18 protein-coding genes are annotated in these 22,967 nt (G+C 70.1%); 5 read left to right on the top strand and 13 right to left on the bottom strand.

The window, feature by feature from the left end; all coding sequences use genetic code 11:
- Positions 1–78: 78 nt before the first annotated feature.
- The gene (locus OHN74_RS32475) at positions 79–840 is read left to right on the top strand and encodes a sulfite exporter TauE/SafE family protein (RefSeq protein ID WP_327698115.1); all 762 of its coding nucleotides are present in this window, start codon (positions 79–81) and stop codon (positions 838–840) included.
- 197 nt (positions 841–1,037) lie between these two features.
- On the opposite strand, the gene OHN74_RS32470 is transcribed toward OHN74_RS32475, so the two are convergent.
- Positions 1,038–3,197, bottom strand: coding sequence for a RecQ family ATP-dependent DNA helicase (locus OHN74_RS32470; protein WP_327698114.1), 2,160 nt, complete (start codon positions 3,195–3,197; stop codon positions 1,038–1,040).
- A gap of 494 nt (positions 3,198–3,691) precedes the next feature.
- Here OHN74_RS32470 and OHN74_RS32465 point away from each other — a divergent pair, with 494 nt between their 5' ends.
- On the top strand, positions 3,692–4,333 hold the full coding sequence (locus OHN74_RS32465; RefSeq protein WP_319096019.1) for a hypothetical protein: 642 nt from the start codon (positions 3,692–3,694) through the stop codon (positions 4,331–4,333).
- A 368-nt stretch (positions 4,334–4,701) separates the two neighbouring features.
- On the opposite strand, the gene OHN74_RS32460 is transcribed toward OHN74_RS32465, so the two are convergent.
- From OHN74_RS32460 to OHN74_RS32450, 3 genes are all read right to left on the bottom strand, one after another.
- On the bottom strand, positions 4,702–5,397 hold the full coding sequence (locus OHN74_RS32460; protein WP_327698113.1) for a hypothetical protein: 696 nt from the start codon (positions 5,395–5,397) through the stop codon (positions 4,702–4,704).
- 68 nt (positions 5,398–5,465) lie between these two features.
- Entirely contained in the window at positions 5,466–6,167 is a 702-nt protein-coding gene (locus tag OHN74_RS32455; protein ID WP_327698112.1) for a ribonuclease HII, read from the bottom strand.
- Between the two features lie 105 nt (positions 6,168–6,272).
- Positions 6,273–6,896 carry a TetR/AcrR family transcriptional regulator gene (locus OHN74_RS32450; RefSeq protein ID WP_327698111.1) on the bottom strand — a complete coding sequence of 208 codons (624 nt, stop codon included), beginning with the start codon at positions 6,894–6,896 and terminating at the stop codon, positions 6,273–6,275.
- 225 nt (positions 6,897–7,121) lie between these two features.
- Here OHN74_RS32450 and OHN74_RS32445 point away from each other — a divergent pair, with 225 nt between their 5' ends.
- Positions 7,122–8,678 (top strand): MFS transporter, encoded by a 1,557-nt coding sequence (locus tag OHN74_RS32445; RefSeq protein ID WP_327698110.1) that lies wholly within the window; start codon positions 7,122–7,124, stop codon positions 8,676–8,678.
- A gap of 279 nt (positions 8,679–8,957) precedes the next feature.
- On the opposite strand, the gene OHN74_RS32440 is transcribed toward OHN74_RS32445, so the two are convergent.
- From OHN74_RS32440 to OHN74_RS32430, 3 genes are all read right to left on the bottom strand, one after another.
- Complete coding sequence (locus OHN74_RS32440) at positions 8,958–9,875, bottom strand: ADP-ribosylglycohydrolase family protein (protein ID WP_327698109.1); 918 nt, start codon at positions 9,873–9,875, stop codon at positions 8,958–8,960.
- Positions 9,876–9,887: 12 nt separating this feature from the next.
- Complete coding sequence (locus tag OHN74_RS32435; protein ID WP_327698108.1) at positions 9,888–10,547, bottom strand: histidine phosphatase family protein; 660 nt, start codon at positions 10,545–10,547, stop codon at positions 9,888–9,890.
- Positions 10,548–10,676: 129 nt separating this feature from the next.
- A complete protein-coding gene (locus OHN74_RS32430) occupies positions 10,677–11,282 on the bottom strand; it encodes a YdbC family protein (protein WP_327698107.1) in 606 nt (201 codons plus the stop codon).
- 154 nt (positions 11,283–11,436) lie between these two features.
- Between OHN74_RS32430 and OHN74_RS32425 the strand changes: the two genes are divergently transcribed.
- The gene (locus tag OHN74_RS32425) at positions 11,437–11,970 is read left to right on the top strand and encodes a TerD family protein (RefSeq protein ID WP_327698106.1); all 534 of its coding nucleotides are present in this window, start codon (positions 11,437–11,439) and stop codon (positions 11,968–11,970) included.
- Here OHN74_RS32425 and OHN74_RS32420 read toward each other — a convergent pair.
- From OHN74_RS32420 to nrdR, 3 genes are all read right to left on the bottom strand, one after another.
- Entirely contained in the window at positions 11,961–12,776 is an 816-nt protein-coding gene (locus tag OHN74_RS32420) for a DUF2785 domain-containing protein (protein WP_327698105.1), read from the bottom strand. The genes OHN74_RS32425 and OHN74_RS32420 overlap by 10 nt on opposite strands.
- Before the next feature lie 97 nt (positions 12,777–12,873).
- On the bottom strand, positions 12,874–15,771 hold the full coding sequence (locus OHN74_RS32415; protein WP_327698104.1) for a vitamin B12-dependent ribonucleotide reductase: 2,898 nt from the start codon (positions 15,769–15,771) through the stop codon (positions 12,874–12,876).
- 166 nt (positions 15,772–15,937) lie between these two features.
- Positions 15,938–16,489 (bottom strand): transcriptional regulator NrdR, encoded by a 552-nt coding sequence (gene nrdR, locus OHN74_RS32410; RefSeq protein ID WP_327698103.1) that lies wholly within the window; start codon positions 16,487–16,489, stop codon positions 15,938–15,940.
- A 542-nt stretch (positions 16,490–17,031) separates the two neighbouring features.
- On the opposite strand from nrdR, the gene lexA reads away from it, so the two are divergent.
- The gene (gene lexA / locus OHN74_RS32405) at positions 17,032–17,811 is read left to right on the top strand and encodes a transcriptional repressor LexA (protein ID WP_164318350.1); all 780 of its coding nucleotides are present in this window, start codon (positions 17,032–17,034) and stop codon (positions 17,809–17,811) included.
- 155 nt (positions 17,812–17,966) lie between these two features.
- Here lexA and OHN74_RS32400 read toward each other — a convergent pair whose 3' ends face one another.
- The 3 genes from OHN74_RS32400 to OHN74_RS32390 all read right to left on the bottom strand — a co-directional run bounded on the left by OHN74_RS32400 (position 17,967) and on the right by OHN74_RS32390 (position 22,925).
- Positions 17,967–19,994, bottom strand: a complete 2,028-nt coding sequence (locus tag OHN74_RS32400; protein WP_327698102.1) for an ATP-dependent DNA helicase — start codon at positions 19,992–19,994, stop codon at positions 17,967–17,969.
- A gap of 84 nt (positions 19,995–20,078) precedes the next feature.
- Entirely contained in the window at positions 20,079–20,840 is a 762-nt protein-coding gene (locus OHN74_RS32395) for a GNAT family N-acetyltransferase (protein ID WP_327698101.1), read from the bottom strand.
- A gap of 84 nt (positions 20,841–20,924) precedes the next feature.
- Positions 20,925–22,925 carry an IucA/IucC family protein gene (locus OHN74_RS32390; protein WP_443060482.1) on the bottom strand — a complete coding sequence of 667 codons (2,001 nt, stop codon included), beginning with the start codon at positions 22,923–22,925 and terminating at the stop codon, positions 20,925–20,927.
- Positions 22,926–22,967 lie beyond the last annotated feature (42 nt).

The raw sequence follows: 22,967 nt of genomic DNA, 5'->3' as shown, positions 1-22,967 counted from the left end.
CAGCCTATGTTCTGGACTAAGGCTGGGTCCGTCGATTGCGCATTGTCAGCATCTCTCCAGAGGACGGATGCTCAGCGTGTGTCCGAGATATTGCTGGTCCTGCTGGCTGGTGCCGCCGCCGGAGCGTTGAACGCCATCGGCGGCGGGGGCACCTTCGTGGCGCTGCCCGTTCTCGTGTCACTCGGTCTGTCACCGGTGACGGCGAACGCCTTGTCGCGGGTCGCCCTGGTGCCCGGGGCCGTGGCCGGCGCATGGGTGTACCGACGCGAACTAGCGCCGGTCGGAGGGGCGTCCACGAGGTCGCTGACAGCGATCAGTGTGATCGGCGGCGGAGTCGGCGGCGGCCTGCTCCTGGCACTGCCCGCATCGTCCTTCGACGCCGCGGCGCCGTGGCTGCTCGCCTTCGCCACGGTGACTCTCGCCTTCGGAACCCGCCTGTCCCAGGCGTGGAACGCCACGCTCGGCCGCACGGTCGGCATGAGTTCCCGCGCCGTCCTGACAGGCCAGTTCATCCTCGCCGTGTACGGCGGTTACTTCGGCGGTGCCGTAGGCATCCTGATGCTGGCCTTCTGGAGCATCGGCCTCGGTCTCGACGCCGCGGTCAGCAACCCGATGCGTATCGCGCAGCTCGCCGCCATCTATCTCAGCGCGACCGTGCTGTTCCTGATCGCCTCGGACACACTGAGCGCGCCGCTTCTCCTCGCTCCCATGCTGATCGGCGCGGTGGCCGGCGGTTTCGCCGGCGCCCACCTCGCCCGCCGCCTCCCCGCCCGGCTGCTGCGGGGCGTCATTCTGAGCACCGCCGTGATCATGACCGTCCTGTACTTCCTGCGCGGCTGACCGCGTGAGAAGGCCCCGGTGATCAGTCCTCGCCGTCGGAGCCGAAGCAGGCCGCCATGGCCGAAGGTCACCCGGGAGCTCCCGAGCCGCTTGCGATGCCCAGCTGGATGCCGGTGACGGCCTCCGGCGCCAGCGAGCGGACCGCACGCGCACGTACCGCCGTCCAGACGCTCGGCAGCCCTCTCAGCGAAGCCCTCTCACCCGGCCACGGCAAGGGTGAGCGGGAGGACCGCGTCGGCTCCGGTCCGGCGCAGGAGGCGTGCCCCTACGGCCAGTGTCCAGCCGGAGTCGGTGTAGTCGTCGACGAGCAGAACCGGGCCGGGGGTGGCTGCCAGGGCCGCGGCGAGTTCGGCGGGCACGGTGAACGAGGCGGCCAGGGCGCGCAGCCGCTGGGCGGAGTTGCTGCGGTGCGCCGCGTACTCGTCGGCCTGCTCGGTGTACGCCAGGCTGCCCAGGAGGGGAAGCCTGCCGACCCGGGCCAGTCCCCCGGCCAGCGAGGCGACCAGCTGCGGGCGGGTACGGGAGGGCATGGCGACGATCCCCACCGGCCGCGCCGCAGCGTCGGGACCGCCGCCGGCCCAGCCGCCCGGTGAGCGGGCCCAGTCGGTCACCACCGTCACGACGGCGGCCAGCACGTCGTCCGGGACCGGCCCGTCCACAGCCTGCGCCGACAGCAGCGGACGCAGGCGGTTGCCCCAGCCGATGTCCGACAGCCTGCCCAGCGCCCGCCCGGTGGCCGCCTGCTGACCCACGGGGATACGGCCCTTGAGGTCGACCCCGACCGCCGGCATGCCCGAGGGCCACATCCGGCGAGGCTCGACCTCCACCCCGGGGCGGTCCAGTTCACCTGCGGCCCCCGCAAGAGCGCCGGGCGACACGGAAGGATCGAGCCAGGGCCCGGCGCAGGAGTCGCAGCGGCCGCACGGGACCGCCTTCTCGTCGTCGAGCTGCCGCTGCAGGAACTCCATCCGGCACCCCGTGGTCGCCACGTAGTCCCTCATGGCCTGCTGCTCGGCGGCGCGCTGTTTGGCGACCCAGGCGTAGCGTTCGGTGTCGTAGGCCCACGGCTGCCCTGTCGCCGTCCAGCCGCCCTTCACCCGCTTGACGGCCCCGTCCACGTCCAGGACCTTCAGCATCGTCTCCAGCCGCGAACGCCGAAGATCCACCAGCGGCTCCAACGCCGGCAGCGACAGGGGTCGGCCCGCCTCCTGCAGGACGGCCAGTGTGCGCCGTACCTGCTCCTCGGGAGGGAAGCCCACCGAAGCGAAGTACGCCCAGATCGCCTCGTCCTCCCGCCCCGGCAGCAGCAGCACATCCGCGTGATCCACACCGCGGCCCGCACGACCCACCTGCTGGTAGTAGGCGATCGGTGACGATGGCGACCCCAGGTGCACCACGAACCCCAGGTCCGGCTTGTCGAAGCCCATCCCCAGCGCCGAGGTCGCCACCAGCGCCTTCACCCGGTTCGCCAGCAGATCCTCCTCCGCCTGCAACCGGTCGGCGTTCTCCGTCTTCCCCGTGTACGAGGCCACCGGATACCCGCGCTGCCGAAGGAACGCCGCGACCTCCTCCGCCGCAGCCACCGTCAGCGTGTAGATGATCCCCGAACCCGGCAGATCCCCCAGCCGCTCCCCCAGCCAGGCCAGCCGATGCGCCGCGTCCGGCAGCTCCAGCACGCCCAGTCGCAGGCTCTCCCGGTCCAGTGGCCCCCGCAGCACCAGAGCGTCCCCGCCCCCCGTGCCCAGTTGCTCGGCCACATCCGCCGTCACACGCGCGTTCGCGGTCGCCGTCGTGGCCAGCACCGGCACCCCTGCCGGCAGCTCCGCGAGCATCGTGCGCAGCCGGCGGTAGTCGGGACGGAAATCGTGTCCCCAGTCGGAGATGCAGTGCGCCTCGTCGACCACCAGCAGGCCGGTGGTGGCCGCGAGCCTGGGCAGCACTTGATCGCGGAAGTCCACGGAGTTGAGGCGTTCCGGACTGACGAGGAGAACGTCGGTCTCGCCGCGCTCGACCTCCCCGTAGACGGTGTCCCACTCCTCCGGGTTGGCGGAGTTGATCGTGCGCGCCCGGATACCGGCCCGTGCCGCCGACTCGACCTGGTTGCGCATCAGGGCCAACAGTGGCGAGATGATCACCGTCGGGCCTGCGCCACGCCGCCTCAGCAGAGCGGTCGCGACGAAGTACACCGCCGACTTGCCCCAGCCGGTGCGCTGCACCACCAGGGCACGCCTGCGCTCCTCCACCAGGGCGGCCACCGCCTGCCACTGGTCCTCCCGCAACCGCGCCGAACCCCCAGGGGCACCGACCAGCTCAGCGAGGATGGCGTCGGCTTCGTCACGTAGCTCCTGGTTGCTCATGCCCCCATGCAACCCCACGGCACTGACATCGGCCCAATCCTCGGCCATGACGACATGCCCAGCGCCCTTCCCTTCCCGGCCGCTCGGACGGTGGACCCGGTCCCCCTTTCGGACGACTTCACCGCGACCGTGTGGACCCGGGCGGTGGAGGCTTGGGACGGCGACTCACCGTCGTGCAGGCGGTGTTGCCACTGGTCCTCGTCCTGCGTCATCGATGACGGGAACGTGAACCAAACCGAACAAGCGGACCAACGGCATGTTCCCGGCCACCTCAGCCGTCTACAAATGACACACCGGGCAGGGATATAATCCACAGATCACCAGAAGCCGGTCGGTGGCCCCATTTGCTCGTTGCCGCAACCCAGTTCGACAGCGAGAATTGAAGTCCGCTCCCCGCACGGCGTGTCCGTGGTCCGGCAGGGCTCCGCCGCGGTGTGCGCTCCCCCAAGTCCGATCTCCGCCCGCAGTGTGGGCGCGTAGCCGAAGGGAGGACCGTGACCTTCGGATTCGCTCCGTCCCCCGCGGCATCCATGTCGACGTCTGCCGACCTGTCCGCCGCTTCCACCAACTCAGCAGCCCGCATGCTCGAACCCGCGGAGTGGGCCGCAGCCGGGATTCCCCTGCTGCGCAATCCCCGCGAGGTCGTCAGCGGACTGCACGCGCGGCATCGCCCCGGGCCCGCGACCGCGATCGTGGCCGTCCTCGATCCGGACGAACGGCTGCGGGCGAGCGCCTCGTTCACCCGCCGCTCGGCGCCGGCCGACGGCTGGATGTTCCGCAACTCGCTGCTCGCGCAGCTGCGTCGGGTCATCCCTCACGACCTGCGTCGCCGTACTCCGGTGCGCACCGCCGTCCTGCTCTACTGCCGCGACGGCGACGCCCGCTGGACCGAGGAGGACGGCGCGTGGATGTGGGGTCTGCGTGACGCCTGCACCCTCCACGGGCTGCGCTGCGGCGCGTACATCACGCTGACCCGCGACGGCTGGCAGGTGCTCGGCGAGGGTCGCGGAGGACGCCGCCCGAACGCGGATTCACCCCCGGAGCCCTTCGCCATGTCCGAGGCACCGCCACCGCTGCCGATGCCCCGCACCGGAGGCGCCGCCTCGGACATCCTGCGCCGCGCGGCAGCCCGCTGACACAGGCGCCCAGCGGAACGCGCCTCAGCCGTACAGGGATCAGCCGCCACGGACAACGGCGTCCGCCGGTACGACGTACACGGGCGAGAAGCCCCAGCCCATGATGGGCAACACGATTCGCCCTGACGGCATCCGGCACGCACGACGACAGGGGCACGCGTGCGCGTGCCCCTGTCGCCCATAACGCTGCGCCATTGGGATCCCGTCTCCTGCCGCCCGGGCCAAGGCACGGCAGAGAGCCGCACGGCAGCCACGGACGTCCCGGCGCGTCCGCGTCGGGGAACGTCAGATCGCCCTCCGCACGGTCCCCGCTTCAGAAGCGCTCCGTCGGCCGGTCCGGTCGGCCGGACCGGCCGACCCGGAACGGTTCACGAAGCCGCTCGGACCCCAGCACCCAGCGCCGAGTTGATCTGCTGCGGGTCACCGCAGCAGATCAGCAGGGCACCGGCTCGGCCGAGGGCCAGCGGAAGGGCGGCCGCGGCCGTGTCGGCACCGCCGTTGACGGCGACCACGACCACGGGACGGGAGGCGGCACGGCTCAGAACGGCGGCGTCGGCATAGAAGACGTCGTCGCCCGCGTCGTGCTGCGCCCAGTACGGGCCCTCACCGAAGGACAGCTCGTGCGCGGCCCACGGGTGCGGATCGCCGGTGGTGATCACCAGCACCTCGCCGGGGGCCCGACCCGACTCCAGGAGCAGGTCGACGGCTTCCTCGGCAGCGTCCAGCGCACCCTCGGCCGAGGCCGGGATCAGCTGGACCTGCGGGGCCGCCGGGGCCTCGGAGACAGGCGCGGAAGGGATGGAAGGGACAGGGGCGGCCGGAGCCGCGGACGGCCCGGGCTTGACCGCTCCGGCGGTCGAAGCCACGGCCGCGGGCGCGTCGTGCGGTGCACGCTGGGCCGGCGCGGTGGGCCGGAAGGGACCCGGACGGCCGGGACGCGGCGAAGCCGCGGGGCGCGGGCCGGGTACGGGACGGGGGGTCGGCGCGCTGTGGCCACTGGCCGGAGCGACGCGGGGACCCTGGGCACTCTCGTGAATCTGAGGCTCCTCGGGAATGAGAGGCATGACTTGATATTTATCAAACGCCGCTGCGACTCGCGTCGGCGGGTGGCACATGAGTGCGAACGAAACGGTCAGAAGTCGAAGCCGAGCTGGCCCTCGATCTCCGGAGTGTTCCCGTTCGCCCAACTGCGGGCCTTCTTGAGGTGCCGCCACTGGGGCAGCGCATCAAGATACGCCCACGACAGCCGGTGGTACGGGGTGGGACCCCGCTCCTCCAGCGCGGCCTTGTGTACGGGCGACGGATACCCGGCATTGGCCGCAAACCCGAAGTCTGCATGGTCGATACCCAGTTCGGCCATCATTTTGTCGCGTTGAACCTTGGCGATCACGGACGCCGCCGCGACCGCCACGCACGACTGGTCACCCTTGATCACCGTACGGACCTGCCACGGCGACCCCAGGTAGTCGTGCTTCCCGTCGAGGATGACCGCGTCCGGGCGGACCGGCAAGGCCTCGAGAGCGCGCTCCGCGGCGAGCCGCAGTGCCGCCGTCATCCCCAGGTCGTCGATCTCCTCCGGCGAGGCGTGCCCCAACGCGTACGACGTGACCCATTCCCGCAGGACTTCCGCGAGTTGGGTACGCCGCTTGACCGCGAGGAGCTTGGAGTCGGTGAGTCCCTCGGGGGGCCGCCGGAGGCCGGTGACCGCCGCGCAGACAGTGACGGGGCCGGCCCACGCACCCCGCCCCACCTCGTCGACGCCGGCGATGACCTTCGCCCCGGTCGTGGCGCGCAAAGAGCGCTCGACTGTGTGGGTGGGTGCTTCGTACGGCATGGCGGTCTTAGCCTACGCCGCCCGGAACCCCACACGACACCCCGGTTCCCCCAGTCGACTTGAGGGTCACCGCGGGGCACGCCCCGGAGGCCTTCGGAGGGGACTTCAGATGCCGCCCACGCGCAGCAGCGGAACCATCAACTGGTCGATCATCTCCTCGATGTCCCGCTCCCCCCATTCGCTGCCGCACATCTTGGAGCGGTACATCATCATCGCCGGGATGGCATCGAGGACATAGCCGTTGGCAGCGTCGGGACGCACCTCCCCCCGCTCGATTCCCCGGTCGACGATCTCCCGAAGGAGCTTCACCGTCGGCTCGACGAGCCCTCCGAAGATCACGCTCTGAAAGCGCTCGGCCTGTGGGTTGTCGCATTCGTGAATCACCGAGCGCAGCGCGAATCCGGGGCGCGAGAACAGCGCCTCACGCACCTGCCCGCACAGTTCGAGAAGGTCGTCCCGCACGTTGCCGAGGTCGGGCGCCCGGTCGAAGCGCGGCAGCCCGGCCTGGAGCGCGTCCGCGACGAGGTCCTCCTTGGAGGGCCAGCGACGGTAGACCGCGGCCTTGCCGGTCTGGGCACCGGCGGCGACACCCTCCATCGTGAGCCCGTTCCAGCCGACCGTGCTGAGCTGCTCCAGCGCGGCATCGAGGATCGCGCGTTCGAGCACGGCGCCGCGCCGGCGGGGGGAGGCCGCCCGGGCGGGGGCAGCCGTCCAGCGCGAAGTAACCATCCGAGTGTCTCCAGCGGGCAGGAGGGGGCAGCAAGTGCCAGTATTTATGAGGATTGTCGGTATTGAGGGGATCGCCGGCGAGGTGAATCGCCGAGATTACCCGGGCAACGGGTGCACCACACGGCGGCGACTTCAGTGAACGCTTGCGTTCACTGTCGGGGACTCACTACCGTTCGACGCGACAGTGAACGTGAGCGTTCACTAGTGCTCTTATGGGGGCCCATAGTGACTACCTCTTCGTTGATGAAGGACCACAAACCAGGTGCGGCCCGCCGGGAGGGGCATCCCGGCATAGCACTCACCGTCATCGCGGCCTGCCAGCTCATGGTCGTACTCGACGCGACGATTGTGAACATCGCCCTACCTCACATTCAAGGCGCCCTCAAGTTCAGCACGACCGACCTCACCTGGGTGGTCAGCGCCTACACCCTCACCTTCGGCGGCCTGCTGCTCCTCGGCGGCCGGGCCGGTGACATCCTCGGCCGCCGCCGGGTCTTCCTGACCGGCATCCTCGTGTTCATCGCCGCCTCCCTGCTGGGCGGACTCGCCCAGGAACCCTGGCAGTTGCTGGCCGCGCGGGCCCTCCAGGGTGTGGGCGGCGCGATCGCCTCACCCACCTCGCTGGCGCTCATCACCACCACGTTCGCCGAAGGCCCGGAGCGCAACCGGGCGTTCGGGGTCTTCGCCGCCGTCTCGGCCGGCGGTGGTGCAGTCGGCCTGCTCGCCGGCGGCATGCTCACGGAGTGGCTCGACTGGCGCTGGGTGCTCTTCGTCAACGTACCGATCGGCCTGCTGATCGCCGTGCTCACACCGCTGTACATCAGCGAGTCCGAACGCCACCCCGGCCGCTTCGACCTCGTGGGCGCGCTGACCTCGACGCTGGGCATGGCGTCCCTCGTCTACGGCTTCATCCGCGCGGCGGAGAAGGGCTGGCGGGACGGCCTGACCCTCGCGTCCTTCGCCACCGCGGTCATCCTGCTGGTTCTCTTCGCCTTTGTGGAGATGCGTGCCAAGGAGCCGATCACCCCGCTGAAGATGTTCGCCGACCGCAACCGGTCGGGCACGTACGTGATCATGCTGAGCCTGGCCGCGGCGATGTTCGGCATGTTCTTCTTCATCGTCCTCTTCGTGCAGAACGTCCTGCTGTACACGCCGATCGAGGCAGGTCTCGCCTTCCTGCCGGTGACCGTCGCGATCGCCACGGGCGCGGGCCTGTCGCAGCGGTTCCTGCCGCTGCTGGGGCCCAAACCGTTCATGGTGGTCGGCTCGGCACTGGCCACGCTCGGCCTCGCCTGGCAGGCCTTCATCACCCCCGACAGCTCGTACGTCGGCGGGGTGCTCGGTCCGATGCTGGTGTTCGGCTTCGGTATGGGGCTGAACTTCGTGACGCTGACGCTGACGGCGGTCTCCGGGGTCGCCGCGCACGAGGCGGGCGCCGCGTCCGGGCTGCTCAACGTCACGCAGCAGGTGGGCGGTTCGCTCGGCCTCTCCATCCTGACGACCGTGTTCGGCTCGGCGAGCCGCGACGAGGCGGCGAAACAGGTGCCCAAGTTCCTCGCCGAGGCCACCGCGGAGCAGAAGGCGGAGTTCGCCAGGACCGACCAGCTCCCCTCTCCCTGGAGCCACGAGGTACTCGCCCACGGCATCTCCACGGCCTTCATCCCTGCCGCCGCGATGGCCGTCCTGGCCCTTGCCACCGCCTGGTTCGTCATCCGCGTCCGCAAGAGCGACCTGGAGGCCCTGGCAGGCACGGCGAGCACCGCGGGCCCGGCGGGCGGCTGATCTCCGGGCAGCGGGCCCACAGGCGCTGCCGAGGAGGTCTCGGCCGACAGCGGCAGCGGTACGCCGGCGCTTGGACGGACGGCGCGAGGGCGCGCGCGGACGGCGACCGGCGCGCCCGGCGGCGCTTCTCCCGGCATGCCTGGCCTCCCGCAGGCGCTGCCCTGCCGGATTCGCGGCCACCCGCTGTCAGCGGTACATGCCGCTCCGCCACGTGCCTGGGCACGACAGCCCGTCCTGGAGAGAGTTTCAGCGGCGGCGGCTCACTGCCCCACGCCCGCGCTACGCCCCCGCGGGCGCCCACTCCGGCAGCGCCTCCGTGCGCTCCAGCCACGCCTGCGGCGGTGCCCCCGCCTTCCCCGCCGCGAGTACGCCGCCCACGATGGCACAGTTCGTGTCCACGTCCCCGCCCACCTGGGCCGAAGCCCAGAACGCCTCCTCGTAGTCACCGAGGGCGCGTGCGGCGGACCAGAGAGCGAAGGGCACAGTGTCGTGCGCCGACGTACGGCGGCCACAGCCCAGTACGGCAGCGACCGTGCCCGCGTCGGCGTAGTCGAGCATGTCCCGGGCGCGTCGCAGCCCGGCGGAGACGGCGCTCCTCGGGACGAGTGCGACGACACCGTCGAGGAGCGCGCCGGGGCTCGGCGGGCCGCCCGGGCCGGCCACCAGGGCGGCGGCCGCGGCGACGGCCATGGCGCCCACCACGGCCTCGCGGTGCTGGTGCGTGGGGTAGGCCGAGATCTCCGCCTGGTGGGTCGCCTGCTCCGGGTCGTCCGCGTACCAGGCACCCAGGGGGGCGATCCGCATGGCCGCGCCGTTGCCCCAGGACCCCTGTCCGTTGAACAGGGCGGACGACAGCTCCCGCCAGTCGCCGCCCTCCCGGACCAGCCGCAGGAGCCGGTTCACCGCAGGACCGTACCCACGGTCGAAGTCGTGGTGCTGTGCGAAGGAACGGGCCAGTGCGTCCTGGTCGATGCGCTGGTGGGCGGCCAGCACGGCCACCACGGAGCACGCCATCTCGGTGTCGTCGGTCCACTGCCAGGGGCCGGGCGGCAGCTCGCGGAGCTTGAGGAGCGGATGGTTCACGGGCACGAAGAACTGCGACCCGAGCGCGTCCCCCACCGCGAGCCCGCGCAGGCTGGCCAGGGCGCGCGCCAGGCGCTCGTGCGGAGAGGACTGGGGAGAGGAATCGACGGTCATCGCTCTGCCACTCTATCCGGTGATTCCATACGATTCCGGATCACGCCAGCGCTCGAACGGCCGGTCAAGGGTGTATCTGCCGTCACTTCCGAGGACGAGCATCCGCATCTCCGCGTTCCCCGGATTCGACAGCGACTCGAATTCCGCGACGGTCCAGTGGAACCACCGCATGCAGAAGAGCCGCATGGCCAGCCCGTGGGTCACCAGCAGCACGTTGGGCGGATGGTCCGGGGCCTCGAAGCTGCGGTAGAGACTCTCCAGGAAGCCGCCGACCCTGTCGTACACATCGGCGCCGGACTCCCCCTGGGCGAAGCGGTAGAAGAAGTGCCCGTACGCGTCCCGGTACGCCTTCTGCAGTTGTACGTCGTCCCGGTCCTGCCAGTTGCCCCAGTCCTGCTCGCGCAGCCGGGGCTCCTCGCGCACGCGCACGAGGTCGGAGTTCAGGCTGAAGGCACGCAGGGTCTCGTGCGTACGACGGTAGGGGGAGACATACACGCTCACCTGCTCCTGCCCGAACACCTCGCGCAGCCGCTTGCCGGTCTCCTCCGCCTGTCGCCAGCCGCGTTCGGTGAGGGCGAGGGCATGATCCGGCTCGCGCTCATAAACGGTGTCATCGGCATTGCCCATTGACTCGCCGTGCCGGACAAGGACGATGCGCCGTGGTCTTACCATGCCAAAACCCTAGATCGCGTCGGCGCCGGCCGGGCACTCACAGGGCCTCTGTACGGCGTATGTCACACATGTCGTGCGTGCTGGACCACACCGGGCGGAACACAGGGTCCGGAACGCTGGGCCCGGATCTCAGACTATCCAGCCGGGTTCCAGTTCGACGATGTCTCCGGCGAGAGCCGCCACGTCCGCCTCCAGCTGGGCCCGCAGCGCCAGCCGCTCTATCCGCTCGGCCCGGTACTTGCCGTGCTCGGCCGCCGACCGCCACATCGACAGGATCAGGAACTCGTGCCCCGGCGCCTCGCCGAACAGCCCTCGCACCATGCCGGGAGAACCCGCCATCGCGGGGTTCCAGACCTTCTCCTGCATCAGCGCGAAGTGCTCGGCGCGCTCCTCATGGACGCGGCAGTGCGCCACCCGTACCAGGTCGGAGTCCGTGAAGCGCGGCTCGAAGCCGGTCTTCACATCGAAACGATGGTCGAACAGCTTGACCTGCTGATCCTTGAAGGTGCCCGACTGCGCGGTGGCGAGCCGGTCATGGGACCGGGCCATGAAGGAGTCGTAGAAGGCGCGGCTCTCCCAGAAGGCGAAGACGTGTGCCACGCCGGGACGCCCCCGGCTCCAGCCCCCGCCCTGCCCCCGGAATCCCGGCTCCCCCAGAAGTCCCGCCCACTTTCGCTGCCCCCGTTCGAAACCGCGGCGGTCCACCACGGTGCAGCGAATCCACTTGACCAGCACCGCGCCATCGTAAGGCCCAGCGGCGTGGCGCCGGTCACGCTCGGGCGCAGTACGACCGCGCGAGCGCCCCCGCGCGCGTGGCACGATGGACAACCAGCTGTGATGTACCGGCAGTTGGCGCGACAGCACACGGCGAACGGGGAAGGGAAGTCTGGTGAAGGCCCTCAACAAGGGGATCCGCAAGGCCGAAGTCTCACTGAAGTGGGATCCGAGTCCGGCGGGTCAGCCGCCCACCGATCTCGACATCGTCGCCGCGACCTACTCGGCGACCGATCCGTACGGGGATCCCGCCTATGTGGTGCACTTCGACAGCCGCTCTCCGGACGGCACGATCACCCTCAACAGGGACAGCAAGGACGGCAAGGGCTTCGGCTGGGACGAGGTCATGACGCTGGAGTTCGACCGGCTGGGCGCCCAGTACGCGCGCGTGGTGGTCGGCGTCGTCATCCAGCAGCGCTCCACGCACCGGACATTCGTCAGCGTCCGGGGGCCGGGCCTGCGCATTCGTGAGGGCTACACCGTCCTGGCCGAGGACGACTTCGGCAGTGTTCTGGGGTCCACGGCGGCCACGGTCGCGGAGTTCGTGCGCGACGAGGCCGGATCGTGGGACTTCCACTCCGGTGTCCAGGGCTTCGAGGACGACCCCTCGACGTTCAGCAGGGAGATGGGCCGTACGCGTCAGACCTGAGCCCTCCCCGAAGGGGAGGGCAGGTAGGGGGTGACGATCGCGAGGGTGGCGGCCAGGGCATCGAGTACGGCCTCCCGATGGGTGACCGGGCTCGGCGGGCCGTCCCCTCCCGGTGTCAGCAGTCCGCGGTCGACCAGCAGGTAGAGCATGCGCAGCGTGCGCATGGTGTTGGAGGCCCACGGGGGCACCGGCCCCGGTTCCCCCGTCCGGAACGCCGCCGAGACGGCGTCCAGCCATCCCACCGAACCGGCGACACCGAGACCGGGCCGACACAGGATCTGAGCCAGCGCACGGGCGATCCGGTCGTCCTCCTGGGCGTCGAAGACATGCCCGGTACCGGCCAGCAACCGCGCGACGGCCAGCTCGAACAGCGGTGCGGGATCCTGTTCCGGGCGCCGCGCGAGAGCCGCCAGCAGGTCGGACCCGTGCGCGGCGGCATGCACCCAGCCGAGCTCGGAGTCGTACCCGCGCAGATCGGTCTCGCCGGGATACCACCCGGCGAACGCGTCCCACCATTCCTGCCGCCAGTCCCCCGCGTCGGCGATCCGGGCCAGCACAAGGGGCGCGAAGGCACGCGCCTGAACGGCGGGATCGCCGAACAGCCCGGCCGCACGATCCCCGAGCCACCGCCGTTCCGCCGCGTCGAGGCCGGGTATCCAGCGAACGGCCGTACCGTACGCGCGCTCGTCACGCACCACGGGATCCGGGGATCGGAGATCCTCGACCAGCGCCTGGAGAGCGGTCGCCCGGGCCGCCCCCGAGAGTTCACCGATGTCACCGTCGTGAAGCCTCAACATGCCATCCATGGAGGGAGGTTACGCGACCCACGGCACGACGGAGGAGGGGCACCGGCAGATCGCCGACGCCCCTCCTCACTCACCGGTCAGGGACCGTCCGTCGCGGTCAGCTGCAACCGCTGGTCGACCCGCATCCCTCGCAGATGTAGCAGGACCCGGCCCGCTGCATCTTCGTACCGCAGGAGAAGCACAGCGGGGCGTCCGCCTGGATGCCCAGCTGCATCTCCACCAGTTCCGCGCTGGTGTGAACCTGCGTCAGCGCGGGCTCCGGTGCCTCCGCGACGACGGCCTTCGGAGCGGCCACGGCCTTCAGCTCCTGGGTGCGGGGCGCCGACTGGGCCAGGCCCTCGATGTCGACCTCTTCCTCGGTCGGCTCGTAGGACCCCGTCTCCAGGTGACGCTGGCGCTCGTCGGCGGAGTGGATGCCGAGGGCGGAACGCGTCTCGAAGGGGAGGAAGTCCAGCGCCAGGCGGCGGAAGATGTAGTCGACGATCGACTGGGCCATACGGACATCGGGGTCGTCCGTCATACCGGCCGGCTCGAAGCGCATGTTCGTGAACTTCGAGACGTACGTCTCCAGCGGCACGCCGTACTGCAGGCCCACCGAGATGGCGATCGAGAAGGCGTCCATCATGCCCGCGAGGGTGGAACCCTGCTTGGACATCTTCAGGAAGACCTCGCCGAGACCGTCGTCCGGGTAGGAGTTGGCGGTCATGTAACCCTCGGCGCCACCCACCGTGAAGGAGGTGGTGATGCCGGGACGGCCCTTGGGGAGGCGCTTGCGGACCGGGCGGTACTCGACGACCTTCTCGACGGCCTCACGGATCGTCGCCTCGGTCTTCGCGGTCACCTCGGCCTTCTCGTTCTCCTTCTTCTTGACGGAGAGCGGCTGGCCGACCTTGCAGTTGTCGCGGTAGATCGCGAGCGCCTTGACGCCCATCTTCCAGGCCTCGAAGTAGACCTCTTCGACGTCCTCGACGGTCGCCGTCTCCGGCAGGTTGACCGTCTTGGAGAGCGCACCGGAGATCCAGGGCTGGATCGCGGCCATCATCCGGACGTGACCCATCGCGGAGATGGTCCGCTCGCCCATGGCGCAGTCGAACACCTCGTAGTGCTCGTGCTTGAGGCCCGGGGCGTCGCTCACATGGCCGTGCTCGGCGATGTGGGCGACGATCGCCTCGATCTGCTCCTCCTGGTAGCCCAGGCGGCGCAGGGCCTGCGGGACCGTGCCGTTGACGATCTGCATCGAGCCGCCGCCGACGAGCTTCTTGAACTTGACCAGAGCGAGGTCGGGCTCGAGTCCCGTGGTGTCGCAGGACATCGCGAGACCGATGGTGCCGGTCGGGGCGATGACGGACGCCTGGGCGTTGCGGAAGCCGTTCTTCTCACCGATGCGGACGACGTCCTGCCAGGCCTCCGTGGCGGCGGCCCAGATCGGGGTGTCCAGGTCGTCGATCCGGACGGCCTTGCCGTTCTCGTCGGCGTGCTGCTTCATGACCCGCAGGTGCGGCTGCGCGTTGCGGGCGTAGCCGTCGTACGGGCCGACGACCGCGGCGAGTTCGGCGGAGCGGCGGTACGACGTACCGGTCATCAGGGAGGTGATGGCACCGGCCAGGGCACGGCCGCCCACGGAGTCGTACGCGTGTCCGGTCGCCATCAGCAGGGCGCCGAGGTTGGCGTAGCCGATGCCGAGCTGGCGGAACGCGCGCGTGTTCTCGCCGATCTTCTGGGTGGGGAAGTCGGCGAAGCAGATGGAGATGTCCATCGCGGTGATGACCAGCTCGACGACCTTGGCGAAGCGGTCGATCTCGAAGGACTGGCGGCCCTTGCCGTCGTCCTTGAGGAACTTCATCAGGTTCAGCGAGGCGAGGTTGCAGGACGTGTTGTCCAGGTGCATGTACTCGCTGCACGGGTTCGAGCCGTTGATACGGCCGGACTCCGGGCAGGTGTGCCAGGCGTTGATCGTGTCGTCGTACTGGATGCCCGGGTCGGCGCAGGCCCAGGCGGCCTCGGCCATCTTGCGGAAGAGGGACTTGGCGTCGACCTCCTCGATGACGTCGCCGGTCATCCGGGAGGTGAGGCCGAACTTGCCGCCCGACTCGACGGCCTTCATGAACGTGTCGTTCACGCGGACCGAGTTGTTGGCGTTCTGGTACTGGACGGACGTGATGTCGTCGCCGCCCAGGTCCATGTCGAAGCCCGCGTCGCGCAGGGCGCGGATCTTCTCCTCCTCCTTCACCTTGGTCTCGATGAAGTCCTCGATGTCGGGGTGGTCGACGTCCAGGATGACCATCTTGGCCGCGCGGCGGGTGGCGCCGCCCGACTTGATCGTTCCCGCCGAGGCGTCCGCGCCGCGCATGAAGGAGACCGGGCCCGAGGCGTTGCCGCCGGAGGAGAGCAGCTCCTTGGAGGAGCGGATCCGCGAGAGGTTCAGGCCGGCGCCCGAGCCGCCCTTGAAGATCATGCCCTCTTCCTTGTACCAGTCGAGGATCGACTCCATGGAGTCGTCGACGGACAGGATGAAGCAGGCCGAGACCTGCTGGGGCTGCGGGGTCCCGACGTTGAACCAGACAGGGCTGTTGAAGCTGAAGATCTGGTGCAGGAGGGCGTACGCCAGCTCGTGCTCGAAGATCTCGGCGTCGGCCGGGGAGGCGAAGTACTTGTAGTCCTCACCGGCCTTCGTGTACGTCTTCACGATGCGGTCGATGAGCTGCTTGAGGCTCACCTCGCGCTGCGGGGTGCCGACCGCGCCGCGGAAGTACTTGCTGGTGACGATGTTGACCGCGTTCACCGCCCACTCGGCGGGGAACTCGACGCCACGCTGCTCGAAGTTGACCGAGCCGTCGCGCCAGTTGGTCATGACGACGTCACGGCTCGCCCACTCGACCTCGTCGTACGGGTGCACGCCGGGGGTGGTGTGGATCCGCTCGATGCGCAGTCCCCGGACCGCCTTCGTCCCCTTGGCGCGGGAACTCCGTGCCGGACCGCTCGCCGTCTCTGTCATGCCGCCTCCCAGTATCGGGCAAAACGCCCAGAAGTGTCACGTTGTTCCCATGACACGGTGTGGTTTCTTGCGCTGCGGACAGCCTCTTGGTGCCGTCCGCAGCAGGTCTTCGGACCGCCGCCTCCCGGGGCCGGTCCGGACGCGTGGTCCGGGTCCGGCCCGCCGGTCAGTCGGCGGCGTTGGCGGGCACGGGGACCTGAGCAGTCCCCCCGGACCCGCGATCGTCCTGCCGGCGCCCCACATCCGGGTCTTCGTCGTCCACGGCGGGGCGGTGCGGCGCTTCCCTGAGCTCCGCGATGGCGGCCTCGAAGTCGTCCAGCGAGTCGAACGCCCGGTAGACGGACGCGAATCGCAGATAGGCGACGAGGTCGAGTTCCTGCAACGGACCGAGTATGGCCAGCCCCACGTCGTGGGTGGTCAGCTCGGCACTTCCGGTGGCGCGCACCGCCTCCTCGACCCGCTGGCCGAGTTGGGCGAGAGCGTCCTCGGTGACAGGCCGTCCCTGACATGCCTTGCGCACGCCGTTGATGACCTTCGTACGACTGAACGGTTCGGTAACTCCGGACCGCTTGACCACCATGAGCGAGCACGTCTCGACGGTCGTGAACCGGCGGGAGCAGTCGGGACACTGGCGGCGCCTGCGGATCGACGTGCCGTCGTCGGTCGTACGACTGTCGACCACGCGGCTGTCGGGATGCCTGCAGAAGGGGCAGTGCATGTTCTCCAACCCTTCCTCACAGCAGACTCAATAGCCTCGCAAGGGCCTTTGAGCCCCTTGAAGCAGCCCCCAGCATAGGTGATGCCCGAGGGACCGAAGACCCAGGGGACCACAACTTCTGGGCTACAGCAGGAATCCAACCACTAGATGTGGGGATTGGCCCGTACATCCATCGCGTAGCGCGTGTCGCACCGGTATTGGCATGTGCCGTACGGCCATACCGCCACGACAGGCCCGATCCGGCACGGCCGTATCGCTGGGGAACATGCGGAGATACGGTGAGAACCGCGCGCGACGGGGGCCGATTCCCGGTTGACGGGACTCCGGGTGGCAGACTTGAACACCGACCCACGAGGTCGCCACCTCGGCGGTGAAGGGTACAACAAAGAGGCCTTTTGTCCGCCCGGCGCGACGCGAGCCATACACCCAAACATCTGATCGCGACGGGCCATCCTTAATTTTTCACTCGAACGTGTGTTTGGCGCAACCTTTCGAAAGCAACTACCGTTGCACTGCACGGGAGACCATCGAGAGGGGCCGACGTGACCACCACCGCAGACAGTGCCACCATCACTGCCCAGGACCGCTCCCAGAGCCGACTCGAGCCGGTGCATGCGATGAACGAAGCCACGAATCCTGAGGGGCCCAAGCGGTCCCTCCCTGGACGACCTCCAGGAATCCGAGCGGACAGCTCGGGACTCACCGACCGGCAACGGCGCGTGATCGAGGTCATCAGGGACTCCGTGCAACGACGCGGTTACCCGCCGTCGATGCGTGAGATCGGGCAGGCAGTCGGCCTCTCCAGTACTTCATCGGTCGCACATCAGCTCATGGCTCTGGAGCGCAAGGGATTCCTGCGCCGCGATCCGCATCGCCCGCGTGCCTATGAAGTACGCGGTTCCGACCAAGGGGCTTCCGTGCAGCCCACGGACACCGCGGGCAAACCCGCCGCGTCGTACGTCCCGCTCGTGGGCCGTATCGCCGCCGGCGGTCCCATCCTCGCCGAGGAATCGGTCGAGGATGTGTTCCCCCTCCCCCGCCAACTGGTGGGTGACGGAGAGCTCTTCGTCCTGAAGGTCGTCGGAGACTCGATGACCGAGGCCGCGATCGTCGACGGCGACTGGGTCACGGTGCGCCGCCAGCCGGTCGCCGAGAACGGCGACATCGTGGCCGCGATGCTGGACGGCGAAGCCACCGTCAAGCGCTTCAAGCGCGAGGACGGCCACGTCTGGCTCCTCCCGCACAACTCCGCGTACCAGCCGATCCCCGGCGACGAGGCGACGATCCTCGGCAAGGTGGTGGCGGTCCTCCGCCGCGTGTGAGAGCTGCGGGAGGCGGGGCCGTACGACGACCCCGCCCCTGACCGGGCCCCGGAACCCCTGCGCCGGTTCCGGGGCCCTGTGTTGTTCGTTGTCCCGTGTTCAGGTGCATCACCGTGCCGGCCACCGACATCAGTCGATGGCCGGCACGGTGATGTCTACGCTTCCTCCGCCTGCTCCGCCTCTTCCGCCGCCTCGGCCACCGGGACCTCCTCCGTCTCCGTCTGCTTCGCAGTCGCGTCGATCGCGGCCAGCGACCGACGGACCACGTTGGGGTCCGTGGTGTACCAGAAGTCCGGCAGGGACGCCTTCAGGTAGCTCCCGTACCGGGCGGTGGCGAGCCGTTGGTCCAGGATGGCGACCACACCGCGGTCCCCCGTCGCCCGTACGAGGCGGCCGGCGCCCTGGGCCATCAGGAGCGCCGCGTGGGTGGCGGCGACAGCCATGAAGCCGTTGCCCCCGGCGTCCTCGACAGCCTTCTGGCGGGCGCTCATCAGCGGGTCGTCCGGGCGCGGGAACGGGATCTTGTCCATGACGACCAGCTGGCAGCTGGCACCCGGGACATCGACGCCCTGCCAGAGCGACAGCGTGCCGAACAGACAGGTCTGCGGGTCGGCCGCGAAGTTCTTGATCAGCTCGCCGAGGGTCTCCTCGCCCTGGAGGAGGATCGGGAACTCGGGGATGCGGGACCGCAGTTCCTCCGCCGCGAGCTGGGCCGCCCGCATCGAGGAGAACAGGCCGAGGGTGCGCCCGCCCGCCGCCTGGATCAGCTCCGTCAGCTCGTCGAGCATGTCCCCGCGGTCGCCGTCGCGCGCGGGGCGGGCCAGATGCTTGGCGACATACAGGATGCCCTGCCTCGGGTAGTCGAACGGCGAGCCGACGTCGACGCCCTTCCACTGCGGGAGGTCGTCGCCCGCGGTGCCCTCCGGGGCGAGGCCCAGGGAGGCCCCGACGCCGTTGAAGTCACCGCCCAGCTTGAGCGTGGCCGAGGTCAGGACCACCGAGCGGTCCGTGAACAGCTTCTCCCTGAGGAGGCCCGACACCGACATGGGGGCGACGCGCAGGGAGGCCCCGAAGCGGTCGTGCCGCTCGTACCAGACGACGTCCCACTCGGAGCCGTTCGCGATCCGCTCGGCGACGTCGTGCACGGACTCCACCGAGGCCAGCGCCTGTTTGCGGACCGCGTCCTCGTCCTGGACCGATTTGTCGCGGGTCGCGCCGATCGCGGAGATCACCGTGCGGGCCGCGTCCCTCAGTGCCATCAGGGCGTAGCCGAGGTCTTCCGGGACCTCCTCCAGGCGGCCCGGCAGGGCCAGCTCCATCACCCGCTCGAAGCCCTCGGCCGCGGTCTGGAGCTGGTCGGCGGCCTTCTCGTTCACCAGCTTCGCCGCACGGCGCACGGCACGGTTCACCTGGCCGGGAGTGAGCTCGCCGGTGGCCACTCCGGTGACCCGCGAGACCAGTTCGTGCGCCTCGTCGACGATCAGCACCTCGTGCGAGGGGAGGACGGGCGCGCCCTCGATCGCGTCGATCGCGAGCAGCGCGTGGTTCGTGACGATGACCTCGGCCAGTTTGGCGCGCTCGCGGGCCATCTCGGCGAAGCACTCGGCTCCGTACGCGCACTTCGAGGCGCCCAGGCACTCGCGGGAGGAGACGGAGACCTGTCCCCAGGCCCGGTCGGAGACACCGGGGGTGAGGCCGTCACGGTCGCCGGTCTCGGTCTCGTCCGACCATTCGCGCAGACGCAGCAGGTCCTGGCCGAGCTTGCTGGTCGGTGCCGCCGACTCGAACTGGTCGAAGAGGCCCTCGTCCTCGTCCTGCGGCACGCCCTCGTGGAGGCGGTGCAGGCACAGGTAGTTCGATCTGCCCTTGAGCATCGCGAACTCGGGGCGGCGGCGCAGCACGGGATGCAGTGCGTCGACCGTGCGGGGCAGGTCGCGCTCCACGAGCTGGCGCTGGAGCGCGAGGGTCGCCGTCGCGACGACGACCCGCTCTCCGTGCGCGAGCGCGGGTACGAGGTAGCCGAGCGACTTTCCGGTGCCGGTGCCTGCCTGGACCAGCAGATGGGAACCGTCGTCGATCGCCTCCGCGACGGCTTCGGCCATGGTCACCTGGCCGGGGCGCTCCGTACCGCCGACAGCGGTGACGGCAGCATGCAGGAGTTCGGGGAGTGAGGGCTTCGTCATAGCGCGACCACCCTACGGGGCGGCACTGACAATCGGGTGATCAAGGCGGGAGCGCACGGTGGGACCAGGGGTGGCACAGGGGGTCTACAGCGCATCGCGCAGGCCCCGGTCCCGGATCATGAAGGCGGCCCGCTTGGCGGCCAGGTCGACCTCGGCGGAGAACCGGAAGCCGGCGCTCAGGAAGGCTGACACGGAGGGCGTGTTGCGCAGGTCGGGTTCCGCGACGACACGCTCACAGCGAGGCCGGTTGTCGAGTACGAGGTCGGCGACCGCTCTGAGCAGGATGCCGCCCAGTCCTCGACCGCGATCGGCGACACCGCCGAGCAGGAGGTGCAGTCCGGTGTCGTGGGGACGGGCGGGATAGTGCCGGGCCAGCGGGTCGAGGTCGGCGCGGTAGATCTCCCAGTAGCTCATCGGGGTGCCCTCCAGCACGCCGAGACAGGGGACGCTGCGTCCGTCGCCGTCGAGCTGGGACCGCAGATGGGCCTCGGTCACGCACTCGGTGCCGGCGAGCTCCCAGAAGGTGGCGACGGTGGGGTCGTTTATCCAGCGCCCGATGAGAGGGAGATCCCGCTCGATCCGTACGGGGCGGAGGTGGAACGAGCCTGCGGGCGTGCTGATCGGCTCCCAGTCCCCGATGCTGTCGAGGAGACCGTCGGCGGGCACCGGGGGCACCGTGTCCGGCGCCTTGCCGTCGTCGGCGTACATCGCCAGGAACTCGTCGGGCAGGCGCAGTTCCAGCGTGTCCTCGCTGTCGCCGTCGGTGCGGATGTCGGCGTCGCTCTCGGGGGTCGAGGCGGTTCGGAAGTCGGTACGGGCGTCGGTGCGCGCGTCGGCAGGAGGCACGGGACGCTCCTCTCGGGAGATGGGATGTGTGGTGTGTTCCTCAGGGGTGAAAGGGAGTTGGCGGCGTCAGGGGTGTCGACGACGTCAGGAATGAAGGGGGTTGGCGATGCTCACGTAGACGGACTGCGTGTCGACCGGGCCGACGAGCTCGTCGAGACCGTGCAGCCGGGTGAGCAGGTTGGCCTTGCAGCGCAGGACCGGTGAGTCCAGCAGACGGCCGGGCAGGGTCGTGCGCAGTCGGGCGGGACCGGTGGCGACGTCTCGGAGAAAGCGCCGGAAGGCGGCCAGCAGCACCCGTTCGTCGGCCAGGCGCTGGGAGCCGAACGCGCCGATGAGGCCGAGGACGTTGTTGATGCCGAGGTAGTAGGCGAAGCGTTCGTCGGTGACCTCGTCGGAGACGAACGTGTCGCTCTGTTCCCCGATGCCCGGCAGCCGGGCGTCGAGTTCGGCACGCCGGGACTCACGGAAGTAGTACCCCTGGTTGTCGCGGTAGCGGCCTCCCCGGGGCCAGCCGTCGGCGTCCAGCAGGAGCAGGGTGTTCTGCTGGTGGGCCTCCAGGGCGATGCCTGCCTCGCTGTCCAGCCAGAGCACGGGCCGTACGACGTGCTCCAGGTAGCGCAGGAACCACTCGGTGGCGACGGCACCGCGGGGGCGGCCGGTTCGCCCGGCGAGACGTGTGACGACCCCGGCCAGCCGGGACCGCAGGATCGGGCCGTCCGGCCGCCGGCCGGCCGGGTCGCCCAGGTGGGCGTGGGGCCGGGGCGAGACGAGTCCGGCGACGCAGGACACGTCGTCCGCCGGGTGGAACGGGTTGTGCCGGATCACCACGTCGAGGCCGGGGACGGGGCTGCCGTCCGGGTCGTCGACGGCGAGCCAGGCCGGGTCGCGGACGATGTCGAAGGCCGGGTGGGTGGACTGCCACTCCTTGGCCAGTCCGCACCGCAGCAGCCGGTGCACCTCGACGCCCCGGTGGAGTTCCTTGCGGAGGTTCTCCCGCCGGGAGTTGGTGATGCGCAGCCCCAGCGAGAGCTTCAGCATGGCGGGGGCGCCCGAGCGGTGGACGGTGCGTACGGAGGAGGTGGGGTGCCAGGGTGAGCCGTGGGTGCAGAGGTCGCGGAGCAGACCGGCTTCGAACAGGGCCGCGGTCTGCGGGCGCTGCCGGGTCTCGCGGATCTGCCAGGGGTGCAGGGGGAGGGCCGCGTAGCCGTCGGGCAGCGGCAGTGCGGCGCCGATGAGCTGCGCGGTGAGCTGCTCGGCGCGGACGGGACGGCCACGCTCGGTCCAGGCGGAGTCCGTGGCGAGCACGGAGGGAGCCACCGCCAGCCAGTGCAGCGGGAAGGAGCCGCGCAACTCCGGTGAGTAGAGCCGGGATTCGGCCTCCGCGAGCCCTTCGCGGCTCTTCGGGGTCGGATGCAGCGGGTGGCCCAGCAGAAGCGCCTGCTCGGCGGCGAGAAAGAGGTCGGGTCCGTCGGTCGGCTGTGCACGACGGTCACTGATGAAGGTGGCGGTCCGGCGGACGGAGTCGGCGACACGGGCGACCAGGTCGACTGCGTCCGAGGGCAGGACCGAGGACACCGGCACGGCCGGGGCATCGATCGCCGCCGTGCCGGCCACGTCGTCCGGGGGCGCGCCGGTCACCGGGTGGGCTCCGGTCGGCTTCGGGCCCTCGTACGCCTCCCTCGCGAGCAGGGTCGCGACGGTGACCGCGTCGGCCGCCGGGGCCCCGGCGGGGGCATCGGCCAGGTGGGCGAGGCCGAAGCGGTGCCAGCCGGTCGGGGACCAGTAGTGGACCGCGGCCAGCAGTGCGGTGCCGCTGGTGGGGAGGGGAATACGGAGGGTGCCGTCCTCGGGGGCGGTGAGGTCGTTCTCCCGTACCCAGCAGCGCAGCAGGTTCTCGGTGGCGGCGGCCTGGGCCGCGGTGTGGGGGTCGAGATGTTCCAGGAGGTCGGCCGTGGCACCGCGCACCCACTCGGCGCCGTCGGCTGACCCTTTCTGCCGGGGCACCGTCTCTCCCACGGGCCCGGAGCCTCGCGCGGAGGTGGGATGGGAACGGCCTTCGGGTACGGGGGTGCTGTTCAAGACCATTCCTCGTGAGGTTGTTCGAGTACACGTACAGGGGAGGCGAAC

The organism is Streptomyces sp. NBC_00459 (assembly GCF_036013955.1).
Classification (GTDB): Bacteria; Actinomycetota; Actinomycetes; order Streptomycetales; family Streptomycetaceae; genus Streptomyces.
The sequence above is the reverse complement of the archived record's forward strand: the minus strand, read 5'-3'. Positions and strand labels throughout refer to the sequence as shown.